The organism is Gluconobacter sp. OJB (assembly GCF_039638275.1).
Taxonomy (GTDB): domain Bacteria; phylum Pseudomonadota; class Alphaproteobacteria; order Acetobacterales; family Acetobacteraceae; genus Gluconobacter; species Gluconobacter cerevisiae.
Genome location: NZ_JBDIWH010000001.1, coordinates 751,728 through 774,929, shown reverse-complemented (window position 1 = coordinate 774,929; position 23,202 = coordinate 751,728). Strand labels below are relative to the sequence as shown.

The window sequence follows — 23,202 nt, the reverse complement described above, 5'->3', positions numbered from 1 at the left end:
GGAGATGTGATGCTGTGTGGACGTGCTTCCGTCAATGGCCGAGGCGCGCTATCGGAAAAGGATGAGCCGATCTGATCCCCGTCTTTATGTTCCTGCGTCTGACACAGCTTTCGTGGAGGGCCAGACTCTGTCGCTTCCCCCGGGGCAGGCGCATTATCTGGGCAACGTCATGCGTCAGGGCGTAGGAAGCGTGGTGCGTGTCTTCAACGAACGCGACGGGGAGTGGAGCGCAGAGATTGCGGCCCTGAAGAAAGATCGTGGGAGCGTCCTGCTGCAACATCGCGAACGGTCGCCCATGGCGACGGAAGGTGTGGAGCTGCTGTTTGCGCCTCTCAAGCGGGATGCGACGGAGCTGGTGATCCGCATGGGTACGGAGCTTGGCGTGACGCGATTCCAACCCGTTGTGACGGAGCGCACCAATACGCACCGGCTCAATCTGGAACGTCTGGCTGTAATTGCGACGGAAGCGGCCGAACAGTGTGAGCGACTGGATGTTCCTGAAATCCTGCCGCCTGAATCGCTGCGTGTCGTACTGGCGGAGTGGCCGGAGGACCGTCCGCTCTTTGCGGCGCTGGAGCGTCGTCCGGGCGAGGAGGCGAGTGTGGAGGCCGCCGCTCTGCTGATCGGACCGGAGGGCGGTTTTTCGGAAACCGAAGTAGAGATGCTCAAGCGGCATGGTGCCGTTTATGCGCTCAGTCTGGGGCCGCTCGTGTTGCGAGCAGAGACGGCAGTCTGTGCGGGGCTGGCCCGTCTGTCAGCGGGAGCCGAGGGCTCTGTCTAAGGGTGACAGAACCGTCGGACCTGCTACAGTTCAATCATTATCGAACAACGAATTCAGACCGAGGCCAAACGCCATGTCCAATCCCGGCACGTCCAATACTGCGTCGATCGAAAGCCGGGCGCAGCTCGTCGAGGCGATCGCGCGTGGTTGCAAACCGAAATCGGAATGGAAGATCGGGACCGAACATGAAAAATTCGGTTTCATCCTCCCGCACGATGCTGATGGACGCGAGCCGCTTTCGCCGCCGCCTTACGCGCCGCGCGGAATCGGGGCTTTGCTGGAAAAACTTCAGGGGCCGGACTGGTCGCCCATTATGGACGGCGAAAATCTGATCGGGCTGAAAGGGCAGAACGCACAGGCCGGACGGGCGATTTCGCTGGAACCGGCCGGGCAGTTCGAGCTTTCGGGCGCGCCGGTCGTATCGCTTCAGGAAACGGAAGCGGAGATGCAGGCGCATTACGATCAGGTCCGTGGTCCGGCTGCGGAACTGGGGCTTGGTTTCCTGCCATTCGGCTTTCAGCCGCTCTGGTCGCGCGATGCGATGCCGTGGATGCCCAAGAGTCGCTATGCGATCATGCGCAACTACATGCCGAAGGTCGGTGCGCTTGGCCTCGACATGATGACGCGGACCTGCACGGTTCAGGTCAATCTCGATTTCAGCGATGAAGCCGACATGGCGCGCAAAATGCGCGTTTCTCTGGCCCTTCAGCCGCTGGCGACGGCACTGTTTGCAAATTCTCCCTTCGTCGAGGGTAAGGCCAATGGCCTGCTGTCCAACCGTGCGCGGATCTGGACGGATACCGACAACCAGCGTTCGGGCCAGCCCTCCGTATTTCTCGAGGAAGGGTTTGGGTTCGAGCAGTATGTCGACTGGGCGCTCGACGTGCCGATGTATTTCGTGTCGCGCGACGGGAAGAACATCGATGTGGCAGGCTGTTCGTTCCGCCGCTGGCTGGCGGGAGATGTGCAGGAGCCGCTGAAGGGCCTGACGCCGACTGTTGGCGATTTTGAAGACCATCTGACGACGGTTTTCCCGGATGTGCGTCTCAAGCAGTTTCTTGAAATGCGTGGCGCGGATGCTGGTAAGCTGGAGATGATGGTGGCGCAGTCGGCCCTGTGGGTTGGCCTGCTTTACGATCCGGCGACGCTGGAAGCAGCAGAAAAGCTTGTGCGTGAACAGCCCTGGAGCGCCTATCAGCAGCTTCGGGCCGAAGTGCCGCGTCTGGGGCTGGATGCTGCGTTCCCGGGTGGACTGAAGCCGTTGGCTAAGCGCGTGGTGCAGCTTGCAGAGCAGGGCCTGCGGGCTCGCGTGCGTAACGAGGCCAGCTATCTCGATCCGCTGCATCTGATTGCCGATGGTGGTCCGAATCAGGCACAGCATTGGCTGGATCTGTATAATGGCGCATGGGGCCAGAGCGTGAAGCCACTCTTTACCGAAGCTGCCATCTGATTTTACGAGACGGGACCTGCTGCCTACGTGACGAAACTTTCCGAGCTGACCGAACGCGAAATCCTTGCGCTGGCCATCGCCAGCGAGGAGGAAGATGGTCATATTTACGCGGATTTCGGCCAGATGCTGGCAGAAGACTATCCTGATAGTGCCGCTATTTTTCAAGATATGGCGGAAGAGGAAAACCATCATCGGCGCTCACTGATCGACCTGTTCGTCCGGCGTTTCGGTAATCATATTCCACTGGTCCGGCGTCAGGATGTGCAGGGCTTTCCGTCCCGCAAATCGGCCTGGCAGATGCAGAATCGCGGGATCGAGGCGATCCGGGCGCAGGCTGCCGATATGGAACGGCAGGCAGCGCGGTTTTATCGTCAGGCCGCCGGGCAAACGCAGGATGCGGAAATCCGCAAGCTGCTGGGCGATCTGGCCACGGAAGAAGAGCGCCATCAGCGGGAAGCTCGTCGCCTTGAAGACGCACATTTAAACGACAACAGCCGTGACCGCGAGGACGAGCACAGCCGCCGCGATTTCGTGCTGCGGATCGTCCAGCCGGGTCTGGTCGGCCTTATGGATGGTTCCGTCTCGACGCTGGCGCCGGTCTTTGCGGCGGCTTTTGCAACCCACAGCCCCCATGCTGCTTTTCTGGTCGGGCTTGCAGCGTCGCTGGGAGCCGGGATTTCCATGGGGCTGGCAGAAGGACTTGCCGATGACGGCAAGCTGTCCGGACGGGGCGCACCGCTTCTGCGCGGACTGATCTGCGGAGCCATGACATTTGGTGGCGGAATCGGCCATACGCTTCCGTTTCTGGTGCCGGATTTCCGTCTGGCCTTTGGCGTTTCGATTGTCGCCGTGGCGATTGAGCTTTTGCTGATTTCCTGGGTGCGCTGGCGGTATCAGGACACACCGTTCGGTTCGGCTATGGTGCAGGTTTTCCTGGGCGGGGCTCTTGTTTTTGCAACCGGCGTGCTGATTGGCAGTTCCTGAGACATGATGAATCGTTCCTTTCTCCGCGCGGCTGTATTGGCAGCGTTGTTCCCTGTCTCCCTGCCTTGCGTGGCGTTTGCACAGACCGCTCCCGTACAGCTTCGTCCTGTGGATCAGGGTTGGGTGTCTCGCATTGAGGACACGCTCGGAAAGGTGACGACGCTTCAGGCGCACTTCCGTCAGACGGCTGCGGATGGCAGCGTAACGGAAGGGACGGCGACGCTCGATCGGCCCGGTCGGATGCGCTTCGATTATGACAAGCCGAGCCCGCTCCTGCTGGTTGCCAATGACGGCCGTGTGGTGTTTCAGGATCGCAGTGTCGATCAGGTTACGACCCTTCCGCTGGATCGTACCCCGCTGGGGCTGCTGTTACGTCCAGAATTCAAGCTGTCAGGCGATGTGACTGTAACGGGGTTCGAGCACCGGGATGGGCAGATCCGGATTCAGCTTGTCCGGACGCAGAGTGCCGGGGAAGGCAGCCTGACGCTCGTGTTTTCCGATGCGCCTCTGGCACTGGAAGGCTGGAGCGTCGTGGATGCGCAGGGGCGCACGACCACGATTGCGTTGTCCGATGTGCATCTCGGCGGGACCGTGCCGCAATCGCTGTTCGTGTTACCCAAAGCGGACTGAGATTTCAGTTTTTCAGTTCGCGTGAAAGCTCCAGCGCGCGGGCATAGACTGTGCGCTTTGGCAGCTTGACGATGCCCGCGACCAGAGCCGCCGCGTCCTTGACGGAGTGGGTGGCAAGAGCCTCGCGCAGATGCGTATCCAGATCGGCCGCACCACTGTCGTCTTCAGCTGACGGACCGATCAGGAGCGTAATTTCGCCGCGCGGTGCCGTTATGCGAAAATGTTCCAGAACCTCCGCAAGAGTGCCGCGCACCATTTCCTCGAACCGTTTTGTAAGTTCGCGTCCGACCGCTGCTTCGCGCTCGGGGCCGAACACGTCGATCAGATCCTCGAGGCTTTCGACCAGGCGGTGCGGCGCTTCGTACCAGATCAGCGTTGAGTGCAAACCGGCCTGCTCGGCGGCGCGCAGGGCGGAAAATCCGGTCTTGCGGGCTTCGCTGCGCGGAACTGGAAAGCCCAGAAACATGAAGGGCAAAGGCGGCAGCCCCGAGAGCGTCAGGGCCGTGATGACGGCGTTCGGGCCGGGAATGGCCGTGACGTGGATTCCGGCCGCGATGGCGGCGCGGACCAGCCGGTAGCCGGGATCAGACACCAGAGGCGTGCCGGCGTCGGAGACGACAGCGTAGCGCGCGCCCTGCTGAAGCTTTTCGATCAGGAACGGAGTGCGGTCCTGTTCGTTATGATCGTGCAGTGTTCGGGTCTGTGTGGCAATATTGCGCGAAAGAAGGAGCTTGGCCGTGACGCGTGTGTCCTCGCAGAGGATTGCATCCACGGTGCCGAGGACTTCGATCGCGCGTTCGCTGATATCGGCCAGGTTGCCGATTGGCGTTGCAACCAATATCAGACATCCACCTTCGGCCTGGCCCTGTGCTGGCAGGGGGGCGGCCGGTAACGTTTCAGCCGCATCGCTCAAGGGAGTTTCAGCGGAACATGACTTTTCGGACATCTGCATCCTCGGTGACAAACTCAGGGACGTATTGTCGCCCCTTGAGCCGTCTGCGCAAGGGTGTAAGCACCGGCCTTGCTGCGGGAACCTTCCTGACCCTTGCCGCCTGCTCAGGCGGAGGGTCGTCTTCCGTGCCGGGTGTGGGCGGTATTCCGGGTGTTTCCGAAGGGCCGGGCGCACACGATGTCGGGCTGATCCTGCCGCTGACGGGGCGCAATGCGTCGTACGGCACACGGATGCGCGATGCGGCGAAACTGGCTCTTTCTGCTAAGGGGTCGCCTGCGCTTGACGTGCATGACACCAATGGTCCGGGCGGGACGGAACAGGCCGTGCGAGATGCTCTTGCGCGTGGCGACGCCATTCTGCTGGGGCCTCTGACAGCTACTGAAACTGCCGCTGCAGCCCCACTTGCGATCAATGCGGGCAAGCCAGAGCTTGCCTTCACCAGCGACTCCACGCAGGCCCGTCCGGGCGTCTGGGTTATGGGACTGACGCCGGAGCAGCAGGTCCGCCGGATGGTCGATGCTGCGCGCGCGACGGGGCGGAAAAGTTTTGCAGCATTCCTGCCGGATAACGCTTTCGGACATGCGATGGGTGACGGCTTGGCACGGGCCTGTCGGGATGCGGGCCTGAAGGACCCGCAAATTATCTTCCATACAATGGATGTGCAGAACATCGATGACGGACTGAAAACGCTTTCCGCTATCGAAACACGTCAGCCCGCTGCGCCGGTGGTTACAGAGACGCCATCCGGTCCGTCCGCAATTGATCCGACGGGCGAGGCCTCTCCGGATGCCGCTGCTGCGACGACTGGAACAGGGACTCCATCTTCCGGCACGACTCCTGCGGCACAGCCTGCGCCGATCGCGCCGCCGTCGTTTGATGCTCTGGTGCTGGCCGATACGGGGCTGGAGCTCGGACGGGTCATTACGGCGCTCCAGGCCGATCATATCGATTCGTCGCAGGTTCAGATCATGGGACCGGCGTTGTGGAAAGCCTTTGATGGCAAACTCGGCGCGCTACATGGTGCTTGGTATGCAGCGCCCGACGCGCATGACCGGTTAGGCTATGTCGCCCAGTACCGTGCCCTCTACAAACAGGCACCGTCACCCGTCAGTGATTTTGCGTATGACGCCGCAGCTCTGGCTGGCAGCCTGATCCGGCAGGGTGGCGTTACGGTCGATGCCCTGACGCGGCCTGATGGTTATATGGGCGTTGACGGACTTTTCCGCCTGCGGCCGGATGGACATGTGACGCGGGCGCTGGCGATTTACCAGATCCAGCGTGGCGGTGGCGCGCGCATTGTCGTTCCGGCGTCTCGTGATGTGGCGATCCGTCCGAGCTGAGACTGTCTTATTCAAAAGAAAAGCGCGTCCGCTCTTCTGAGTGGCGCGCTTTTTTTGTGTCTGATCAAGAAAAGGCTGACGCAGGTTCAGGCGGCGCAGGTCTCCGCGAGCGGCAGGACCGGGCGGATGACATGCAGGGCAAGCTCAAAGCTGGCATAGCTGCCCAGTTCATGATCGCGGATCTGGTCGATCAGCACCCAGCGCATGCCCTGTGGCCGCAGCATGTAAGCGGGATCGGGATTTTCACGGACCCAGACCAGAACATGATCGACAGGCGCGCTTCCATCCACATTGATGACGTCGTGGGACGCATCCGCAATTTCCGCATCGAAAACACCCATGCGCTGTCCGGCTTCAAGCCAGCGCAGCAGATATTCGCGATGACGCGGAAGCAGGCCCTGTCGCAGAGGCACGATATTGCTCGTGCTGCGGCTGTGAGAAAGGTCGTGAAGGTGAGCCACCTGCGCCATCAGGAAGTCCTCATCAAAAAGCCGGGCAAGGCACCCGGGCCGTGGTGATGAGTTCAGGCTAGGGTTCAAAAGGGACGATTCACAATCTTTAATAACGTCTGGAGAAGGTTTTGCGACACAAACCATCCCTACTGTGACAAATCTGCCATGCTATAAACGCATAGCTCAACATCATGTTGTCATATTCCGGTACAGTGATTTGTCCCAGCGGCGATGCAGCCAGAGCCAGGACCCCGGAATCTCGCGGATCCAGGACTCGAGACGGTCGTTGAAAAGCTGCGTCAGGGCGAGGACGTCTTTTGCGCGATCATCCGTTTTCTCCGGCGAAAAGGGCGGATCAACCACAAGCACGAGTCTGGCAGGTCCGTCACGGCGCACATGGCCGGTGACGATCAGAGCATCATGCCTGAGGGCGAAAACTGCTGCGGCGGACGCTGTCATGGCGGGGCGTCCGAACAGGGAGGCCTCGATTCCGTCATTCATTTTCTGATCGCCCAGAACGCCCAGGTGACCGCCTTTGGAGAGATGTTTCAGGGCCGAGCGTGCGCCTTTGGCTCCTTTTGGGAACATTGGTACGTTCTGCCCCATGGCCTCCTGACGAAGGCTGTGGATCAGACCGTCGACGCCGGGGTTGCTGGCCGCCCGATAGAAGGAGGCGAACGGCATACCGTAGCGCGCAACGACCGGCGGCATGAGTTCCCAGTTCCCGATATGGCCGGAAAAGAAAATGACCGGTCGCCCCGATTTATTCGCGGCTTCAAGATGTTCTGCGCCCTCGACGCTCCATCCCGCTCCGGAGGGCGTGTTGTATTTCAGGCGGCCAATATGGGGGAATTCGCCAACCGTCCGGCCCAGATTTTCCCAGCAATCCCGCACGATGCGTCGTCGGGCGACGGCATCGAGTTCGGGCATGGCGAGTTGCAGGTTCCGGTCCGCTATTTTTGAGACGGGAAGCACTGGTCCGATCGTACGAGCCACGGCGCCTCCGAGGTTTGAGGCTGCGGCTGCGGGAAGGGCGCGGATCAGAGCCAGAAGCCCGCTAATCAGCAGGGTTTCCGCGCGGTACAGAAAAGACGTCATGGAGCGCTGAACAGCAGATCGAGAAGGCGTTCGGGAGCTTTCGGATCAGCCCAGAGCAGTTCGACGTTGATGACCTTCACCTGTGTGCGGAATGGAAAGGGCAGTTTCACGGCATCTTTCGCAGTCGTGACCAGTGTGGTGCCCGATTCCCGGCTGAGGGCTTCAAGGCGCTGAATATCGCGGGGCGTATAGGCATGATGATCGGGGAACGGGAGGGCGCGGATGGGCGTGACGCCGGCGACACGCAGCATGTCGAAAAATTTTTCCGGCCGCCCGATTCCCGCGAATGCCACGACCCTGCGTCCCTGAAGAGTACGGATTTCAGGTCCGGGAACCAGTCTGGCCTGTGCGGTCAGGAGGTACCGCGGAAATGTCTGGAGCAGGTTGTGTCTGTCTTCCCCGATGACGACGACGGCCTGTGCGCGGGACAGGGCGTCCGGGAGAGGTTCTCGCAGCGGGCCTGCAGGAAGAACGCATCCGTTGCCGAAACCCGTTATGCCGTCCACCACCAGAATGGAGACGGTCTTGTGCAGCGTCGGATTCTGGAAGCCGTCATCCATGACCAAGCAGTCCGCCCCCTGACCCACGGCGAGACGCGCTGTTTCAGCGCGGTTTGCGCCGATCCAGGTCGGTGCGGACTGTGCGAGGAGGAGTGGTTCGTCGCCCACATCGCGGGCGGTGCTGCGTCCGGGATTGACGTCGATGGGGCCTCGTTCGCGCCCGCCGTGGCCCCGGCTGAGGATATGGGGATGATGACCGCGGTCTTTGAGGCGCTGCACGAGATCGAGGGCGAGCGGAGTCTTGCCTGTGCCGCCCGTAGTGATGTTGCCGCAGCACAGGACTGGAACAGGAGCATGAAACGTGGGTCGTTTGAGGCGGCGGCGGGTAAGGGTCGTGGCAAAGAGAGAGAACGGCCTAAGGAGGCGGGCGGTAAGGCTGCGCCTCGGATGCAGCCAGAAACGGGGTGGGCGACCTCTCATCGTTCAACCGTTCTGAGGATACGGTCTCGCAGGACGCTCACGACCGAGCGCTGCAATCCCGTGGTCCTGACGGGCGGGAGGGGGGATTCGAGCCATCGTGTCAGACACTCCACATCGTTCACGATATGGATGGTATCAGAAATGGCGGCCATTGCCTCCCGCCAGTTCTCCATTTTCGGGCCGGTTGCTGTCGGAACCCCCAGACGCAGCGGCTCGAACGGATTGTGGCCGCCACCGTTTCCAGCCAAAGAATTGCCCAGAAAACAGCGGTCGGCCAATCTGTAGAACAGACCAAGTTCGCCTAGAGTATCGGCCAGCCAGACAGAGGTCTGTGGCGTTGGGTCCTGTCCTGCGGAACGGCGGGGGAGATTGAAACGCTCTGCCAGTTCCGCCCCACGGGCGGGATGGCGCGGGACAAGGATGGTCAGAAGATCGGGTTGAAGGTTGCGGGCGCTTTCTGCGGCTTGCAGGATAAGTTCTTCTTCTCCCTGATGGGTGGACGCGGCAACGAATACCGGTCGTTCCCTGAGCAGGGCCTTCAGACGGGTATATTCCGCCTCGTCGTAAGGAAGGGGCGGGGCATCCTGTTTGAGATCGCCGTCTTCGTAAACCGGAGAGGCTCCGAGAGCGCGAAACCGTGCCGCATCTTCGGGGCCGCGGGCTGCAACCCAGGAGAGGCGTGACATCATACGTCGTGCGGGGCCTTGCAGGCGGTTCCAGCGGCGGGAAGAGCGGTCCGACAGGCGTCCGTTGACGAGCATGACGGGAATGTTCCGGTCCGAACAGGCCGCGATAATGCCCGGCCAGAGCTCGCTTTCAACGAACACCGCGCCTTCGGGCTGCCAGAGGTTCAAGAAACGCCGTAGCCAGCGGGGAACGTCATGCGGAATAAAGCGATGGATGATCCGCTGCCCGGCGAGTGGGTGCCGCGCGACGATTTCGCTGCCTGTGACGGTGGCAGTCGTAAAGAGCAGCGTCAGATCTGGTCTGGTCTCCAGCAGGGCATCGGCTAAGGGCAGGGCGCAGAGGGTTTCGCCGACACTGGCGGCATGGAGCCAGAGAATCCGGCCTGCGGGGCGACGGGTGCTGCCCAAACCCATACGTTCACGCAGACGATCTGGGAGTTCACGGCCTTTGTGCAGCCGGATGCGAAGCATGACGGTCAGTGCCGGGGCAAGCAGGGTTCCCGTTAGGCGCCACAGACGGTCGCTCATGCCGGACTGATGGTGTCGTACAAGGCTTTCGGCTTGTCGGGAGACGTCGTTCAGGGCGTTCTGAAGAACAGGAACGTCGGGCTGGAACAGAGGCTCGCCCAGAATGAGCGCACCACGTCCAAAGGGGAGCGGGAGGGCAAAACCGTCCCATGAAGGCAGGCGCAGACTCGTGCAGGCCATACCGAGAGGCACCACGGCGCATCCTGCAAGGCGTGACAGGACAACGGCGCCGGGCTGAACCTGTTCGGCGGGTCCTCGTGGGCCGTCGGGCGTGATTCCGACAATCGAACCGCTTCGGATCTCTTTCAGTGCTGTTCGAAGCGCCGCTGCGCCACCCTTGTCTTTGCCTTTTTTGCTAGACGATCCGTGGATGCCAATAATGCCCCAGGCACGGACGATCTTTGCGATCAGCACACCATCCGGGTTGCGTGAAACGAGGAAGCGGAGCGCCAGACGGGGTTGCTGCGGACGTGCCCAGAACCAGAGGGCCGGACTGAGCGCCAAAGAGCGGTGCCAGAAAGCGACCACGCTTCCCTGAGCGGGCGTGAGCAACGTTTCGACCGCGCGGGGAGAGCCGCTGACCTGCCAGCGCGTCGAGCGCAGGCAGATCCCCAGCCACAGACGGAGCAGGCGTGGAGACAGGGTCATGTCGCGTCGGGTAGCACGCGACGTTACAGGCGGCAAAGACCGGGTATTTCGGAAAATCGAGCCATCAGGGCGCCGGATGCCTTACATCAAGGGATGTGAACGTCACACGTGCCGCATCGCTATGACAAGGCATGTGCCAGCCAGTCTGCCCAGCAACGGCCTCGAACCACATGGCAGGGGCGGTTGCGGCCGCAGGCATGGCGAATACATTGCGGGTTCCGTTCACGACGACCAGCAGCGTTCCGTCGGGCCGGGAAGAAAGACCGTAGCTGATGCTGCGGTCGGGATAGATCGTCCCCGCAACGACGCGACGCGTCTCGGTGCCATTACGAATGATGGCCGTGACCTGCGAGCGCTTGCCGTCCGCGACCAACTGCACGACAGGCCCCTGCGCGCTCTGGATCTGGCCGATGATAACGTGCTGATTGCTGGGCCATGTATCGATGTGCAGAGTGGCGGTCATGTCCGCCGGGGTCTGTTGGAAATACCATGCCGTCCCTTCGCGCAGGACTGTTGCGGGGGCCGTTTGGCCACGGATGGAAGGCTGAAGGGCGTCCGTCCGCAGAGTGATGGCGCCTGTCGCAGCGTTCTGCTCATAGAACGGGCTGCGATAGCCAGTCGCGAGCGTGGGGCCCGGAACGAGGCGCAGCTTCAGGCGTGCCTGCGGTTCCTGAAGGGTAAAGCCGCCTGCCTGTGGAGGGGCATGCGTGTCCATGGCCGATGCGGGAACCAGCGCGGTGCCTGCCAGTGTGAGGGTCAGGCAGGTGGCGCAGAGGAGGCGGGGCAGGGACATGGGACGGTTCCTTCAGGTCAGCAGGCAGAAAGCGGCAACAGGTGTGTTCAGCGGCTCATGAGAACCGTGATCTGGGCGTGTTCCAGAATATGACGGGTGACGCCGCCCAGAATCATCTGCCGCAGGCGTGAATGGGAATAGGCCCCCATCCCGAGCATGTCGGCATTAAACTCCGTGGCAGCGTTCAGCAGGCCCATACCGATGTCCCTGTTGACGGCCTCAAACTCGCGGGATGTGGCGGAAATGCCGTGCATCCGCAGATAGGTCACGACCTCGTCCGCACCCGGACCGCGACGCTGATAGTCCTGACAGGTCAGAACCTGCACCGCTTCGGCCTTGTGGGCCCAGGGCAGGATGCAGCGCAGGGCCAGCGAAGCCTCTGGTGTTCCGTTCCAGGCAATGGCGATCCGCCTGCCGACAGACTTTGGCGGAGACGGCGGTGCAATCAGCAGAGGACGTCCGCTGTCGAACAGGATGGCATGAAGCGTTTCGGATGCGCGCGGGTCTCCGTCCTTGGCAAGATTCGGGACCAGAGTCATGTCGGCCAGACGCGAGCGCCAGGTGAGGGAATCGTGCTCGGTCCCGTTAAGGACGTCGAGGCTCGCACTGACGCCTTCTCCAGCCGAAGAACCGATCCGTGAGGGCTCGATGCGACGAATGCCATGCTCGTGAATGAAAGCATCAAAAGCCCTGCGGATTTTGATCGCCCGGCGATGGGACTCAGTCATGGCCGTGTCGATCATTTCATTGACCATACTCGCCGAAATGCCTTCGCCGGCCAGCGTTGCGACTTCGGACGGGTCCGAACCAACCACGACAGCGGACAGATGAGCATCGAACCGGCGCGCGAAATCCAGCGCGACCGACATGACGGCGTCCAGCTCATAGGTGCCGTTCAGGGGGAGAAGGATGTTCTTGATGTCGATAAGCATGGGCGAAGGCTCCCCGGCCGTAATTTTGTGACGTCGTTATGATGTATTTACGGATAAAGTCGTGTGACGTTCCATTGGTTTCCATCACGCGTCCACACGGCACGATCATGCAGGCGATAGGGACGGTCCTGCCAGAATTCGATGGCCTCGGGCAGAACGCGGAAACCTGACCAGTTCGCGGGGCGGGGGATCGGGGCATCGCTGTATTTTTCGTCTGCGGCTCTCAGGCGTTCCTCGAACGTGCTGCGCGCGTCAAGCGGGCGCGACTGGTCGGAAGCGATGGCGCCAAGGCGCGACATGCGGGAGCGGCTTGCGAAATAGGCATCGGCTTCGGCAGCGGTAACAGCTTCGACCGGACCTTCGATCCGGACCTGACGGCGGATGGATTTCCAGTGAAACAGCAGCGCGGCGTGCGGATTGGCGCGCAGTTCGCCGCCCTTGCGGCTGTTTAGATTGGTGTAGAAAACAAAGCCCCGCTCATCCATGCCCTTGAGCAGCAGCATCCGGACGGACGGACGGCCATCCGGGGTGGAGGTGGCGACGGCCATGGCGTTGGGATCGTTCGGCTCGGCGGCTTCGGCATCCGACATCCAGGTTGCGAACAGGGCGAAGGGATCGGCCTTCAGATCAATCAGAGGGAGATCGGACATCGGAGGCTCCTGGGAAAAGAGGTCGGCATGACGAACCGGTGCAGGACCGGGCGGCTTTATTTGTAATCATAACGCGACTGACGCCTCGCAGCTATCTCGCCGCCGTTGAAGGGGCGTTTCAAACCCCTTCTTCGCTACGGGATAGTAACGCAGCAGGGTTGCGTCAGGCGCATTCCTGTTGTGGGGAAAACCCATGGCTTCAATATCCGGTAGCGGTATCTGAATGACTGAAAGGACGTCCTGTTCCTGAAAACGGCCAGGAAGTTTCTGTCCGCCGGAGTGATGCCTTAATGTCCTGTCAGAAGGCAAAAAACCGGGCAATCGTCGCAAAGTCTTGTCTGTAACGGGCGCTTGTGCAACCACGACCCTCAATACGCCAACGCGATTCAGGAAATCACCATGTCTGAAACGGAAGACAATATCCCGGCCCCCGTGACCGGAACCCTCATGAAGGGCAAGCGCGGTGTGATCATGGGTGTTGCCAACAAGCACTCGATTGCCTGGGCCATTGCCAGTGCCTGCGCGGCACAGGGTGCGGAACTTGCTTTCACCTATCAGGGCGAGGCGCTGGGCAAGCGCGTCCGTCCGCTGGCCGAGAGTGTCGGGTCCGAACTCGTCATTTCCTGTGACGTCAGCGACGACGACGCCATCAACACCACGTTTGACGAGATCGAGAAGGTCTGGGGCAAGATCGATTTCGTGCTCCACGCCATCGCCTTCGCCGACAAGCAGTATCTTCGTGGCCGCTATATCGACACGCCGCGCGATGCTTTCCTGCAGGCCATGGACATTTCCTGTTATTCCTTCGTGGCCGTCGCCCGTCGTGCGTCTGCCATGATGAATCCGGGCGGCTCTTTCCTGAGCATGACCTATCTCGGCGCCGAGCGCGTCATGCCGCACTATAACGTGATGGGCGTGGCCAAGGCGGCTCTGGAAGCCTCCGTCCGCTACATGGCTGCTGATCTGGGTCGTGACGATATCCGCGTCAACGGTATCTCTGCTGGTCCGATCATGACGCTGGCCGCCAACGGGATCAGCGATTTCCGCTATATCCTGCGTTGGAACCAGCTCAATGCTCCAATGGAGCGTAACGTAACCCTCAAGGATGTTGGCGGTTCGGGCATGTATCTGCTCTCCGACCTCTCCAGCGGCGTGACGGGCGAGATCCATCATGTGGACTGCGGCTACCACACGGTCGGCATGAAGAACCCGGATGCCCCGGACATCGCAGCGGTCGGCTCCGGGACCTGACATGTCGGACAACAGCTTCGGGAAGCTTTTTCGCGTTACCACCTGGGGTGAGAGTCATGGACCGGCCATAGGTTGCGTCATTGATGGCTGCCCACCCCGCCTGAAGCTGTCCGAAGAGGACATCCAACCCTGGCTCGACCGTCGTCGGCCGGGGCAGTCCCGTTTTACCACGCAGCGCCGGGAGGCGGATCAGGTCCGCATCCTGTCGGGTGTGTTTGAAGGCCAGACGACCGGCACGCCCATTTCGCTGATGATCGAAAATACCGATCAGCGGTCGAAAGATTACGGCGATATCGCAACCCGGTATCGCCCTGGTCATGCCGACATTGCCTATGACATGAAATACGGCATCCGCGATTATCGCGGGGGTGGGCGCTCCTCGGCGCGCGAGACGGCCATGCGCGTTGCAGCGGGTGCCGTGGCGCGTGTGTTGCTGAAGGTGCTGGTAGGCGAAGGCGTGAAAATCCGCGCCGCCCTGACGGGGATCGGCGGTCAGACCATTGATCCATCCCGCTGGGACTGGGACGAAGTCGAGCGTAATCCGCTCTGGTGCCCGGATGCGGGTTCGGTGGTGTCGTGGGAGGCTCTGCTCGACTCCGTTCGTAAGGATGGATCCTCCATCGGTGCGACCGTTGAAGTCGTGGCGGAAGGTCTGCCAGCCGGACTCGGCGCGCCGGTCTATGGCAAGCTCGATGCCGATCTGGCGGGCGCCATGATGGGCATCAACGGCGTCAAGGGTGTCGAGATCGGGGATGGTTTTGCCGTGGCTGCCCTTCGCGGCGAGCAGAATGCTGATCCGATCACGCCGGGGCCGCAGTTCGCATCCAACCATGCCGGTGGCATTCTGGGCGGCATTTCAACAGGGCAGCCCATCGTGGCGCGTTTTGCGATCAAACCGACCAGTTCGATCCTCATGCCCGTTCCCAGCATCACGCGCGATGGCGAGTCTGTCGAAGTGATGACCAAGGGGCGGCATGATCCCTGTATTGGCATCCGCGCCGTTCCCGTGGCCGAAGCGATGATGGCCTGTGTGCTGGCCGATCATCTTCTGCGCGATCATGCGCAATGCGGCTGGGGTCGTTAGACCCCGGCCAGCACAAGCGACGTTTTAGTGTTCGAGCGTGGCATCCAGCGTGATGTTCGCCTTGATGACCTGTGACAGCGGACAGCCGGCCTTGGCCTTGTTCGCAATGTCGAGGAACTCGGTTTCGGACGCGCCCGGAACCTTGCCGCGTAACGTGAGATGAGACTGGGTGATGGCAAAGCCTTCGCCGGACTTGTCCAGCGAGATGGTCGCTTTCGTTTCCAGTGACTCGGCTTTGAAGCCAGCCTGTTCGAGCATCATGGACAGCGCCATGGTGAAACAGCCTGCATGAGCCGCGCCAAGCAGTTCCTCGGGGTTCGTGCCGGGCTTGTCGTCGAAGCGGGTGTTGAAGCCGTAAGGCTGATCGTGCAGGGCGCCGCTCTGGGTGGAAATCGTGCCTTTGCCGTCCTTGAGACCGCCACTCCAATGGGCCGAAGCTGATTTCTTGATCGTCATGATGAGTTCTTTCGCAATGTGGGTTTCGAACCTCAAACGCGATGCCCTTCGGATCGTTGCCCGACGCGATGTTCACGAAATTTCCCAACTCTGTGACCGGTATCACACACCCGAAAAACCCGTTAGAGGAAAACTCTTGGGATAACAGTCCGATAGGGGCAGTTTTCTGCGATCAGCACTATATCTAGGGGCATTAACGAATTCCTTCCCTAGATATGGGATGGTTCAAATTCACAGCTCTTTCGATTTTGCAAGCGAACTTCGTGCTTGCGATCGGGTTCGGAGTGATGGAAATGAGTGCTCAAGATTTCGAAAATAGATGCCCTGCGGAGAGAGCGAATGACCCTTCATGACGTGACGATGGACGTGTCCGATCAGTCCGACCGACCGCATGACGTGCGCCCGCTTTCCGACCATCCCGTGGGCGAGACGCCGATTCCCGGAGATGCCAATTCTGCGGATATGTTCGATGATGTGGTGCAGCTTCCCGGCCATCATGCCGTGCGGGTGGATCGCTCGCGCGATTCCCTGCTGACGGATTTCGGCAAGGCGACTCTGAACAACCGCTACCTGCTTCCGGGCGAGGACTATCAGTCGCTTTTCGCACGTGTGGCTTCCTATTACGGCGCCGATGCGGGCCATGCGCAGCGAATCTATGACTATATTTCCCGCCACTGGTTCATGCCGGCCACGCCCGTTCTGTCCAACGGCGGAACCGAGCGTGGACTGCCGATTTCCTGCTTCCTGAACGAGGCCGAGGACAGCCTTTCGGGAATCGTGGGGCTCTGGAACGAGAACGTCTGGCTGGCGTCCAAGGGCGGCGGCATCGGGTCCTACTGGGGCAATCTGCGTTCGATCGGCGAGAATATTGGTCGCAACGGCAAGACATCCGGCGTCATTCCCTTCATCCGCGTGATGGACAGCCTGACGCTGGCGATTTCGCAGGGGTCGCTCCGTCGTGGCTCGGCGGCTGTGTATCTGCCGGTCTGGCATCCGGAAGTGGAAGAATTCGTCGAGATGCGCCGCCCGACGGGTGGTGATCCGAACCGCAAGGCGCTGAACCTGCATCACGGTATTCTCGTGACGGATGCATTCATGCGTGCGGTCGAGGCAGATGAGGAATGGGCGCTGCTGTCACCGAAGGATCACAGCACGATCCGCAAGGTCTCGGCGCGCGGTCTGTGGATCCGCATCCTGACGGCGCGGATGGAGCAGGGCGAGCCCTACATCATCTATTCCGACCATGTGAACCGCGCCCGTCCGGAGCATCACAAGCTGGCCGGGCTGGAAGTGAAGACATCCAATCTCTGCGCCGAAATCACCCTGCCGACCGGCATCGACCATCACGGCAAGAACCGCACGGCAGTCTGCTGCCTGTCCTCGCTCAATCTTGAGACCTGGGACGAGTGGAAGGATGATCCGCAGTTCATCGAGGACGTCATGCTGTTCCTCGACAACGTGTTGCAAGACTTCATCGACCGCGCTCCGGATGACATGGCGCGTGCCAAATACGCGGCTGCCCGTGAGCGTTCGGTCGGACTGGGCGTGATGGGGTTCCACTCCTTCCTTCAGGCCCGGATGATTCCGTTCGAGTCCGTGATGGCGAAGGTCTGGAACCGGAAGATTTTTGAATATATCCGCAAACAGGCTGACGCTGCGTCGAAGCATCTGGCGGAAGTGCGTGGTCCGTGCCCGGATGCCGAAGAATACGGCTTCATGGAGCGCTTTTCGCACAAGCTCGCCATCGCGCCGACGGCGTCGATTTCGATCATCACAGGCAATGCCAGCCCCGGTATTGAACCGATCAGTGCCAACGTCTTCCTGCAGAAGACGCTTTCGGGTTCGTTCTCGGTGCGCAACCGGCATCTGAAAACGATTCTGGAAGAGCGCGGTTACGATACGGACGAAGTCTGGTCTGCGATCACCCTGAACAAGGGGTCCGTGCAGAACCTCGACTTCCTGACGCAGGATGAGAAAGACGTGTTCAAGACGGCGTTCGAACTCGACCAGCGCTGGGTCGTGGAACATGCCGCCGACCGTGCACCGTTCATCTGTCAGGCGCAGTCGGTCAATCTGTTCCTCCCAGCAGATGTACACAAGCGCGACCTGCATCAGATCCATTTTCAGGCCTGGAAGAAGGGTTTGAAGTCTCTCTATTATTGCCGCTCCCTGTCCGTGCAGCGCGCCGATGCGGTGTCCACACTGGCGGTAAAGAGCGACATTCTGGAAGACGAGAAATACGAAGCCACCGCCCAGGCCGCCCCGCGTGGCGAGATGAGCAGCGGCGATTACGAAGAGTGCCTGTCCTGCCAGTAATGGCGGGATGTGAAAGGACGCGATCATGAGCGACACAACTCCGACGACCGGAAATCAGGCTGAGCAGCATTTCGACCTGATGACTGCCAACCCGGTCTATAAGCCCTTCCGGTACCCTTGGGCCTATGATGCCTGGCTGACCCAGCAGCGCGTCCACTGGCTGCCCGAAGAAGTGCCGTTGGCCGATGACGTGAAGGACTGGCACCGGACGCTGACCGTGGCCGAGCAGCATCTCGTCACGCAGATTTTCCGTTTCTTCACGCAGGCCGACGTGGAAGTGAATTCCGCGTACATGAAGTATTACAGTCAGGTTTTCAAACCGACCGAAGTGCTGATGATGCTGTCGTCGTTCTCCAATATCGAGACGATTCACATCGCTGCATATTCCCATCTTCTTGACACCATCGGGATGCCCGAGACCGAGTATTCGGCCTTCCTGAAGTACAAGGAGATGAAGGACAAATACGATTTCATGCAGTCGTTCAATATCGACAATAAGCGTGAAATCGCCAAGACGATGGCAGCTTTCGGGGCGTTCATGGAAGGCCTCCAGCTTTTCGCGTCCTTCGCGATCCTGCTGAACTTCCCGCGTTTCAACAAACTCAAGGGCATGGGGCAGATCGTGTCCTGGTCAGTGCGTGACGAGACGCTGCACTGCCTGTCCATGATCCGCCTGTTCCGCACGTTCATCCGCGAGAATCCTGAACTGTGGACGGCTGATTTCCGCGAGGAACTCACGCAGGTCTGCCGCACGACGGTCGAGCATGAGGATGCGTTTATCGATCTGGCATTCGAGATGGGCCCGGTCGAGGGCATGTCATCCGACGATGTGAAGGCGTATATCCGCTTCATTGCCGATCGCCGCCTGACACAGCTTGGTCTGGACCCGGTCTATGGGCAGGAAAGCAATCCGCTGCCGTGGATCGACGATATGCTGAATGCCGTCGAACATGCCAACTTCTTCGAAAACCGTTCAACCGAATATTCCCGTGCTTCTACGTCCGGCACTTGGGAAGAAGCGTTTGAAGGCAACGTTTTCAGCTAAAAACGGGGTCCGGAAAGGCCCTGACTTTCTGGCAGGGCTTCTCCGTCTCTCAGGACGCGTTCTGCGGCGGCGGTGAAACGACCGTCTGCTTCATGCAGAACCAGTCCGGCCCTAAGCCGGAAGATTCCCCGGCCGCCATGCACGGCGCGGACCAAAACCAGCTTCGCCTCGCGGCCCGCTCGTGGCCAAAAGGGATAAAGCTGGATCGAGCCACATCCATTTTCCAGTAAAGTTCGACAGATTCTGTCCGCACTTGCGGCCGAGAGGACAAATGTCAGCGTTCCGCCCGGAAGAACCCACTTCGTCAGGGCGCGGGCCCAGTCTTCTGGTGCGGTCGTCTCCGCACTGAGGGCAAGGCGGCGTCGATTGTCGGGAGAGAGTGTGCCGTGCGGGCTATGCCAGGGCGGATTGGCCATCACATGATGAAAGCGACCGTTTGCAGTCGGGGTGAGGGCACGCAGGCTTTTGGGGATGTCGGGCAGGTGGGCCTGAAAGACTTGAAGCCGCATTTCACCATCGGGAGAGGCATTGGCCTGGATATTGCGTTGGGCCAGTGCGAGGGTTTCGGGGTCGGCTTCCAGCCCGACTCCACGGACGCCCGAAAGACGCGCGGTGAGGCAGAGTAAGGCGGCACCAACCCCACATCCGGCTTCCAGAACCGTCTCGCCGTCTTTTGCCGGGATGGAGGCCGCCATGAGAACAGGTTCCAGACCGGTTCTGTAACCTTCGGTGAACTGGTCGTAGCGCACGCGTCCTCCCAGCAGCGATCCTTCTTCGCGGGCCGGACCGGAACCGGAAAATGCATGGCCGGAAAAGATGTTCGGAGGGGGCAATGGGTTGACCGTCTTCCTGCTGCCGCTCATATGGTCTCTCCAACCTGTCGTCCGGCGTTACATGGTCCGTTCGTTCTTGTCGCGACAGGAGAGAAAGAACGGGCTACGCCACATCATATCGTGCCCGTGCGCTCCTGGGCCAGCCCCCGGAGCCGTTGCGGGAACTGGAGTAATGACCCTTGGATTCTGCCGCACCGGACGTTTCTGCGACCGTTGATAAAGCTGTGCTCAGGGATGCAGGGAGCGAGAGCGCCCTTTCCGCTCTGTCCGCCTATCTGGAACAGGACATGCAGGCCTGCAACCGCGCCATCATTGCGCGGATGGAAAGCCCCGTCCCACTCATCCCGCAGCTTGGCGCCCATCTTGTTGCAGCAGGCGGCAAGCGCCTGCGGCCCCTGCTGACGCTCGCCGCCTCCCGCCTGTGTGGTTATCAGTCGACTCCGGAAAACCAGCGCCATGTCGGTCTGGCAGCCTGTGTGGAGTTCATCCATACCGCAACGCTGCTTCACGATGACGTGGTCGATGAAAGCAATCTGCGTCGTGGTCTGGCGTCGGCCAATGCGGTCTTTGGTAACAAGGCGTCCGTTCTGGTGGGCGACTTCCTGTTCGCACGCTCGTTCCAGTTGATGACGGCGGATGGTTCGCTCAAGGTCATGGCGATCCTGTCCGATGCCTCGGCGACGATTGCCGAGGGCGAAGTCCTTCAGATGGTGACGCAGAACGACCTCTCCACGCCGGTCGAGCGTTATCTGGAAGTCATTCACGGCAAGACGGCGGCGCTGTTCGCAGCGGCCTGCCGTGTTGGAGCGGTCGTTGCCGATCGTCCAGAAGCGGAAGAAGTGGCGCTGGACCGTTTCGGGACCAATCTGGGCATGGCATTCCAGCTTGTTGACGATGCACTCGATTATGCTGCCGATCAGCAGATTTTGGGCAAGACCGTTGGCGACGACATGCGTGAAGGCAAGATCACGCTCCCGGTTCTGGCAGCTTATGAAGCCGGCTCACCTGAAGATCGGGCCTTCTGGGAGCGTGTTATTGAGAAGGGCGAGCAGACGGATGCCGATCTGCCGCACGCGCTGGCCCTGATCGAGAAGACAGGTGCCATTGCCACGACCATTGCCCGTGCACGGGTTTACGCTGCCGAGGCCGTCGAAGCGCTGTCCATTTTCCCGGACAGTGAGCTGCGGCGTCTGATGGCCGAGACGGTCCAGTATACCGTCGACCGCGCCCGCTGAGGCGCGTTAGCTCCTGCTTTCGATCGGCAGGGGCTCTTTCAGATTCCTGCCGCCATGAGCGGAATGGGAGCAGTGAATTGCTCCCACCCTCTGAAGCCGAGCCTCGCGGTGGCAGCTTCAAGCCCCGGCGCGGTATGTGGCAGTCGGGTCATCAGGAAACGGCCTTTCTGTGCTGTTTCTGCTCCGTGAGGCGCAGTCTGAAGGACAGTTCCGACCTGTCGGGCGACGGCGGAAGCCGGGTCAAGCCAGCGGATACCGGATGGAGACAGGCGCTCGAAAGCATCCATCAGAAAGGTGTAGTGAGTACAGCCCAATCCAACCGTATCAATCTCGTCGCCATAAGGCTGTCTGAACAGGCAGTCCAGTTCGTGCTGGATGTCCGCATCCGCAATGACCTCACCCAGAAAAGCACGTTCCGCCAGATCGGCCAGTCTACGCGCGCCATGAGTAATCAGACGACAATCCGCAGCGAACTCCTGATGCAGCCGGAGTGTGTAGGGGCGTCGTGCGGTGGCGGAGGTCGAGAGCAGGCCGATCACGCGGGTTTCTGAAACACGCCCGGCCCAGCGGATGGGGGGGACGCATCCAACGACAGGAATGCTAAGGCGTTCGCGCAGGGCAGGGAGGGCGATTGTGCTGGCGGTATTGCAGGCAATGACCAGCACGTCGGGCTGGAGATCGTCACAGGCCGCGACCAGCAGGTTGACGATACGCGCTGTCAGTAGATCGTCTGGCTGTTCGCCGTAGGGAAAGAGCGCCGCATCGGCGAGGTAGTCGATATGAAGGGCAGGAAGGAGATGGCGCAGAGCCTGCACGACGCCCATCCCCCCGATGCCGGAGTCAAAAACCAGACTCCGGCCTGCTGGCACGGATGCGCCAGTTTCCATCAGGCTTCAGCTTTGGCATTGAGGGCCAATGCCTCTTCGGCGCTGCTCACGCCGCCATGTTTCTTGGACCAACCGCAGGGGTCTTCAAGGAAACGGCGGACTTCGGCGCTGTCTTTTTCGGAGAAGTAATCGCCGCCTGCGCAAGCTTCCAGCACGTCCCACCAGGTGCACAGCGCATGGAGCGAAATGTCCATATCCGCCAGCGTTTTGTGAGCGCCGGGAAAGACACCATAGAAGAAGACGACGAAAGTATGGTTCACGATGGCGCCCGCATCGCGCAGGGCGTTTGCGAATCGGATCTTGGATGCGCCGTCCGTCGTCAGGTCTTCGACCAGCAAGGTACGCATCCCCTCCGGCACGTCGCCTTCGATCTGCGCGTTGCGACCGAAACCCTTGGGCTTCTTGCGGACATAAGCCATCGGCGTCATCATCCGGTCCGCGATCCAGGCGGCAAACGGAATACCGGCGGTTTCACCACCCACGACGGCGTCAATGCTTTCATAGCCGATATGACGGCCGATCTTTTCGACGGCCAGTTCCATGATCTTGGTGCGCGCACGCGGAAAGAAAATGATTTTGCGGCAGTCGATATAGACCGGGGACTTCCATCCTGACGTCAGGGTGTAGGGGTCTTCCGGGCGGAAGTTGATGGCCTTGATCTCAAGCAGGATACGGGCCGTGGTGAGGGCCGCGTCGCGGTCCCACTGGGTGCGGCCCGCCATCGGGCTCTCGGCGAACTGGGTCATGCTTGTCTCCGCTGACGTCGTTTTCTCGTGGTTTACCGGCCTGTAGCCGGGAAGGGTAGGGGCAATATCGCTCGGTCAGGAACTGTGTGAATTTTACAGCCTGCCTGTCAGTGTCACAGGCTGTTCCGATCTTCCTGCTTGCATGGAAGGCCCGGGAGTTCTAGGGAGAGATATCGATATTCATTCTCATTTACGGCAGGATCAGAAGTGAGCATAGAGACCAGCCGGATCGGCCGGAAATGCGAACGCGCTGTTGTGACGGCCTATCAGGAACTGCGGGAGGTCGGTCAGCCGGACATGCAGGCCTTCGCCGCATGCACGACGCTGTACCGCATCCATCACCCCGAATCTTCCGTCAAGGAAGCCCGCCGTCTTGTGGCGGAATGGATCGACCATCACGTCGTTCGTCAGGCCAGAGGCCAGACGCCGGGCTGCGACTGCTGAA

The 23,202-nt window shown here is 60.8% G+C and carries 23 protein-coding genes; 11 read left to right on the top strand and 12 right to left on the bottom strand.

Annotated elements, in window-relative coordinates; genetic code table 11:
- Window positions 1-34: 34 nt before the first annotated feature.
- From ABDK74_RS03520 to ABDK74_RS03505, 4 genes are all read left to right on the top strand, one after another.
- On the top strand, window positions 35-781 hold the full coding sequence (locus ABDK74_RS03520) for a 16S rRNA (uracil(1498)-N(3))-methyltransferase (RefSeq protein ID WP_346004151.1): 747 nt from the start codon (window positions 35-37) through the stop codon (window positions 779-781).
- Window positions 782-854: 73 nt separating this feature from the next.
- Window positions 855-2,231: a glutamate--cysteine ligase gene (locus ABDK74_RS03515; RefSeq protein WP_194255184.1), complete on the top strand. Its 1,377-nt coding sequence runs from the start codon at window positions 855-857 to the stop codon at window positions 2,229-2,231.
- A 27-nt stretch (window positions 2,232-2,258) separates the two neighbouring features.
- Window positions 2,259-3,215 (top strand): iron exporter MbfA, encoded by a 957-nt coding sequence (mbfA, locus tag ABDK74_RS03510; protein ID WP_194255183.1) that lies wholly within the window; start codon window positions 2,259-2,261, stop codon window positions 3,213-3,215.
- Window positions 3,216-3,218: 3 nt separating this feature from the next.
- Entirely contained in the window at window positions 3,219-3,845 is a 627-nt protein-coding gene (locus tag ABDK74_RS03505; RefSeq protein ID WP_346002734.1) for an outer membrane lipoprotein carrier protein LolA, read from the top strand.
- A 4-nt stretch (window positions 3,846-3,849) separates the two neighbouring features.
- On the opposite strand, the gene rsmI is transcribed toward ABDK74_RS03505, so the two are convergent.
- Window positions 3,850-4,683: a 16S rRNA (cytidine(1402)-2'-O)-methyltransferase gene (gene rsmI / locus ABDK74_RS03500; RefSeq protein WP_346004150.1), complete on the bottom strand. Its 834-nt coding sequence runs from the start codon at window positions 4,681-4,683 to the stop codon at window positions 3,850-3,852.
- A 149-nt stretch (window positions 4,684-4,832) separates the two neighbouring features.
- Between rsmI and ABDK74_RS03495 the strand changes: the two genes are divergently transcribed.
- The gene (locus ABDK74_RS03495; RefSeq protein WP_346002733.1) at window positions 4,833-6,137 is read left to right on the top strand and encodes a penicillin-binding protein activator; all 1,305 of its coding nucleotides are present in this window, start codon (window positions 4,833-4,835) and stop codon (window positions 6,135-6,137) included.
- 86 nt (window positions 6,138-6,223) lie between these two features.
- On the opposite strand, the gene ABDK74_RS03490 is transcribed toward ABDK74_RS03495, so the two are convergent.
- The 7 genes from ABDK74_RS03490 to pdxH all read right to left on the bottom strand — a co-directional run bounded on the left by ABDK74_RS03490 (window position 6,224) and on the right by pdxH (window position 12,904).
- Window positions 6,224-6,607, bottom strand: coding sequence for a hypothetical protein (locus ABDK74_RS03490; protein WP_194255180.1), 384 nt, complete (start codon window positions 6,605-6,607; stop codon window positions 6,224-6,226).
- 171 nt (window positions 6,608-6,778) lie between these two features.
- Entirely contained in the window at window positions 6,779-7,687 is a 909-nt protein-coding gene (locus ABDK74_RS03485; RefSeq protein WP_346002732.1) for a lysophospholipid acyltransferase family protein, read from the bottom strand.
- Window positions 7,684-8,667 (bottom strand): tetraacyldisaccharide 4'-kinase, encoded by a 984-nt coding sequence (gene lpxK, locus ABDK74_RS03480; protein ID WP_346002731.1) that lies wholly within the window; start codon window positions 8,665-8,667, stop codon window positions 7,684-7,686. The genes ABDK74_RS03485 and lpxK overlap by 4 nt, the downstream gene beginning before the upstream one ends.
- On the bottom strand, window positions 8,664-10,529 hold the full coding sequence (locus ABDK74_RS03475; RefSeq protein ID WP_346002730.1) for a glycosyltransferase N-terminal domain-containing protein: 1,866 nt from the start codon (window positions 10,527-10,529) through the stop codon (window positions 8,664-8,666). The genes lpxK and ABDK74_RS03475 overlap by 4 nt, the downstream gene beginning before the upstream one ends.
- 64 nt (window positions 10,530-10,593) lie before the next feature.
- Window positions 10,594-11,322 carry a polysaccharide lyase family 7 protein gene (locus tag ABDK74_RS03470; protein ID WP_346002729.1) on the bottom strand — a complete coding sequence of 243 codons (729 nt, stop codon included), beginning with the start codon at window positions 11,320-11,322 and terminating at the stop codon, window positions 10,594-10,596.
- Between the two features lie 47 nt (window positions 11,323-11,369).
- Complete coding sequence (locus ABDK74_RS03465) at window positions 11,370-12,254, bottom strand: universal stress protein (RefSeq protein WP_194255175.1); 885 nt, start codon at window positions 12,252-12,254, stop codon at window positions 11,370-11,372.
- Window positions 12,255-12,301: 47 nt separating this feature from the next.
- Window positions 12,302-12,904, bottom strand: coding sequence for a pyridoxamine 5'-phosphate oxidase (pdxH, locus tag ABDK74_RS03460; protein WP_346002728.1), 603 nt, complete (start codon window positions 12,902-12,904; stop codon window positions 12,302-12,304).
- A gap of 399 nt (window positions 12,905-13,303) precedes the next feature.
- Between pdxH and fabI the strand changes: the two genes are divergently transcribed.
- Both fabI and aroC read left to right on the top strand, forming a co-directional pair.
- On the top strand, window positions 13,304-14,155 hold the full coding sequence (gene fabI / locus ABDK74_RS03455) for an enoyl-ACP reductase FabI (protein WP_346002727.1): 852 nt from the start codon (window positions 13,304-13,306) through the stop codon (window positions 14,153-14,155).
- Window position 14,156: 1 nt separating this feature from the next.
- Window positions 14,157-15,239, top strand: a complete 1,083-nt coding sequence (gene aroC, locus ABDK74_RS03450) for a chorismate synthase (protein ID WP_346002726.1) — start codon at window positions 14,157-14,159, stop codon at window positions 15,237-15,239.
- A 24-nt stretch (window positions 15,240-15,263) separates the two neighbouring features.
- On the opposite strand, the gene ABDK74_RS03445 is transcribed toward aroC, so the two are convergent.
- The gene (locus tag ABDK74_RS03445) at window positions 15,264-15,695 is read right to left on the bottom strand and encodes an OsmC family protein (protein WP_194255171.1); all 432 of its coding nucleotides are present in this window, start codon (window positions 15,693-15,695) and stop codon (window positions 15,264-15,266) included.
- A gap of 339 nt (window positions 15,696-16,034) precedes the next feature.
- On the opposite strand from ABDK74_RS03445, the gene ABDK74_RS03440 reads away from it, so the two are divergent.
- Both ABDK74_RS03440 and ABDK74_RS03435 read left to right on the top strand, forming a co-directional pair.
- Window positions 16,035-18,011 (top strand): ribonucleoside-diphosphate reductase subunit alpha, encoded by a 1,977-nt coding sequence (locus ABDK74_RS03440; protein ID WP_346002725.1) that lies wholly within the window; start codon window positions 16,035-16,037, stop codon window positions 18,009-18,011.
- 25 nt (window positions 18,012-18,036) lie between these two features.
- Complete coding sequence (locus tag ABDK74_RS03435; RefSeq protein WP_194255169.1) at window positions 18,037-19,056, top strand: ribonucleotide-diphosphate reductase subunit beta; 1,020 nt, start codon at window positions 18,037-18,039, stop codon at window positions 19,054-19,056.
- Here ABDK74_RS03435 and ABDK74_RS03430 read toward each other — a convergent pair.
- Window positions 19,053-19,919 (bottom strand): methyltransferase, encoded by an 867-nt coding sequence (locus tag ABDK74_RS03430; protein WP_346002724.1) that lies wholly within the window; start codon window positions 19,917-19,919, stop codon window positions 19,053-19,055. The two genes, ABDK74_RS03435 and ABDK74_RS03430, sit on opposite strands and share 4 nt — an antisense overlap.
- A 149-nt stretch (window positions 19,920-20,068) precedes the next feature.
- Here ABDK74_RS03430 and ABDK74_RS03425 point away from each other — a divergent pair, with 149 nt between their 5' ends.
- On the top strand, window positions 20,069-21,124 hold the full coding sequence (locus ABDK74_RS03425) for a polyprenyl synthetase family protein (protein WP_346002723.1): 1,056 nt from the start codon (window positions 20,069-20,071) through the stop codon (window positions 21,122-21,124).
- Window positions 21,125-21,162: 38 nt separating this feature from the next.
- Here ABDK74_RS03425 and murI read toward each other — a convergent pair whose 3' ends face one another.
- Window positions 21,163-22,011 carry a glutamate racemase gene (murI, locus tag ABDK74_RS03420; protein WP_346002722.1) on the bottom strand — a complete coding sequence of 283 codons (849 nt, stop codon included), beginning with the start codon at window positions 22,009-22,011 and terminating at the stop codon, window positions 21,163-21,165.
- Window positions 22,011-22,757 (bottom strand): orotate phosphoribosyltransferase, encoded by a 747-nt coding sequence (locus ABDK74_RS03415; RefSeq protein ID WP_346002721.1) that lies wholly within the window; start codon window positions 22,755-22,757, stop codon window positions 22,011-22,013. Before ABDK74_RS03415 ends, murI begins: the two co-directional genes overlap by 1 nt.
- Before the next feature lie 207 nt (window positions 22,758-22,964).
- On the opposite strand from ABDK74_RS03415, the gene ABDK74_RS03410 reads away from it, so the two are divergent.
- Window positions 22,965-23,201 carry a hypothetical protein gene (locus ABDK74_RS03410; RefSeq protein ID WP_024716776.1) on the top strand — a complete coding sequence of 79 codons (237 nt, stop codon included), beginning with the start codon at window positions 22,965-22,967 and terminating at the stop codon, window positions 23,199-23,201.
- Window position 23,202: the final 1 nt, after the last annotated feature.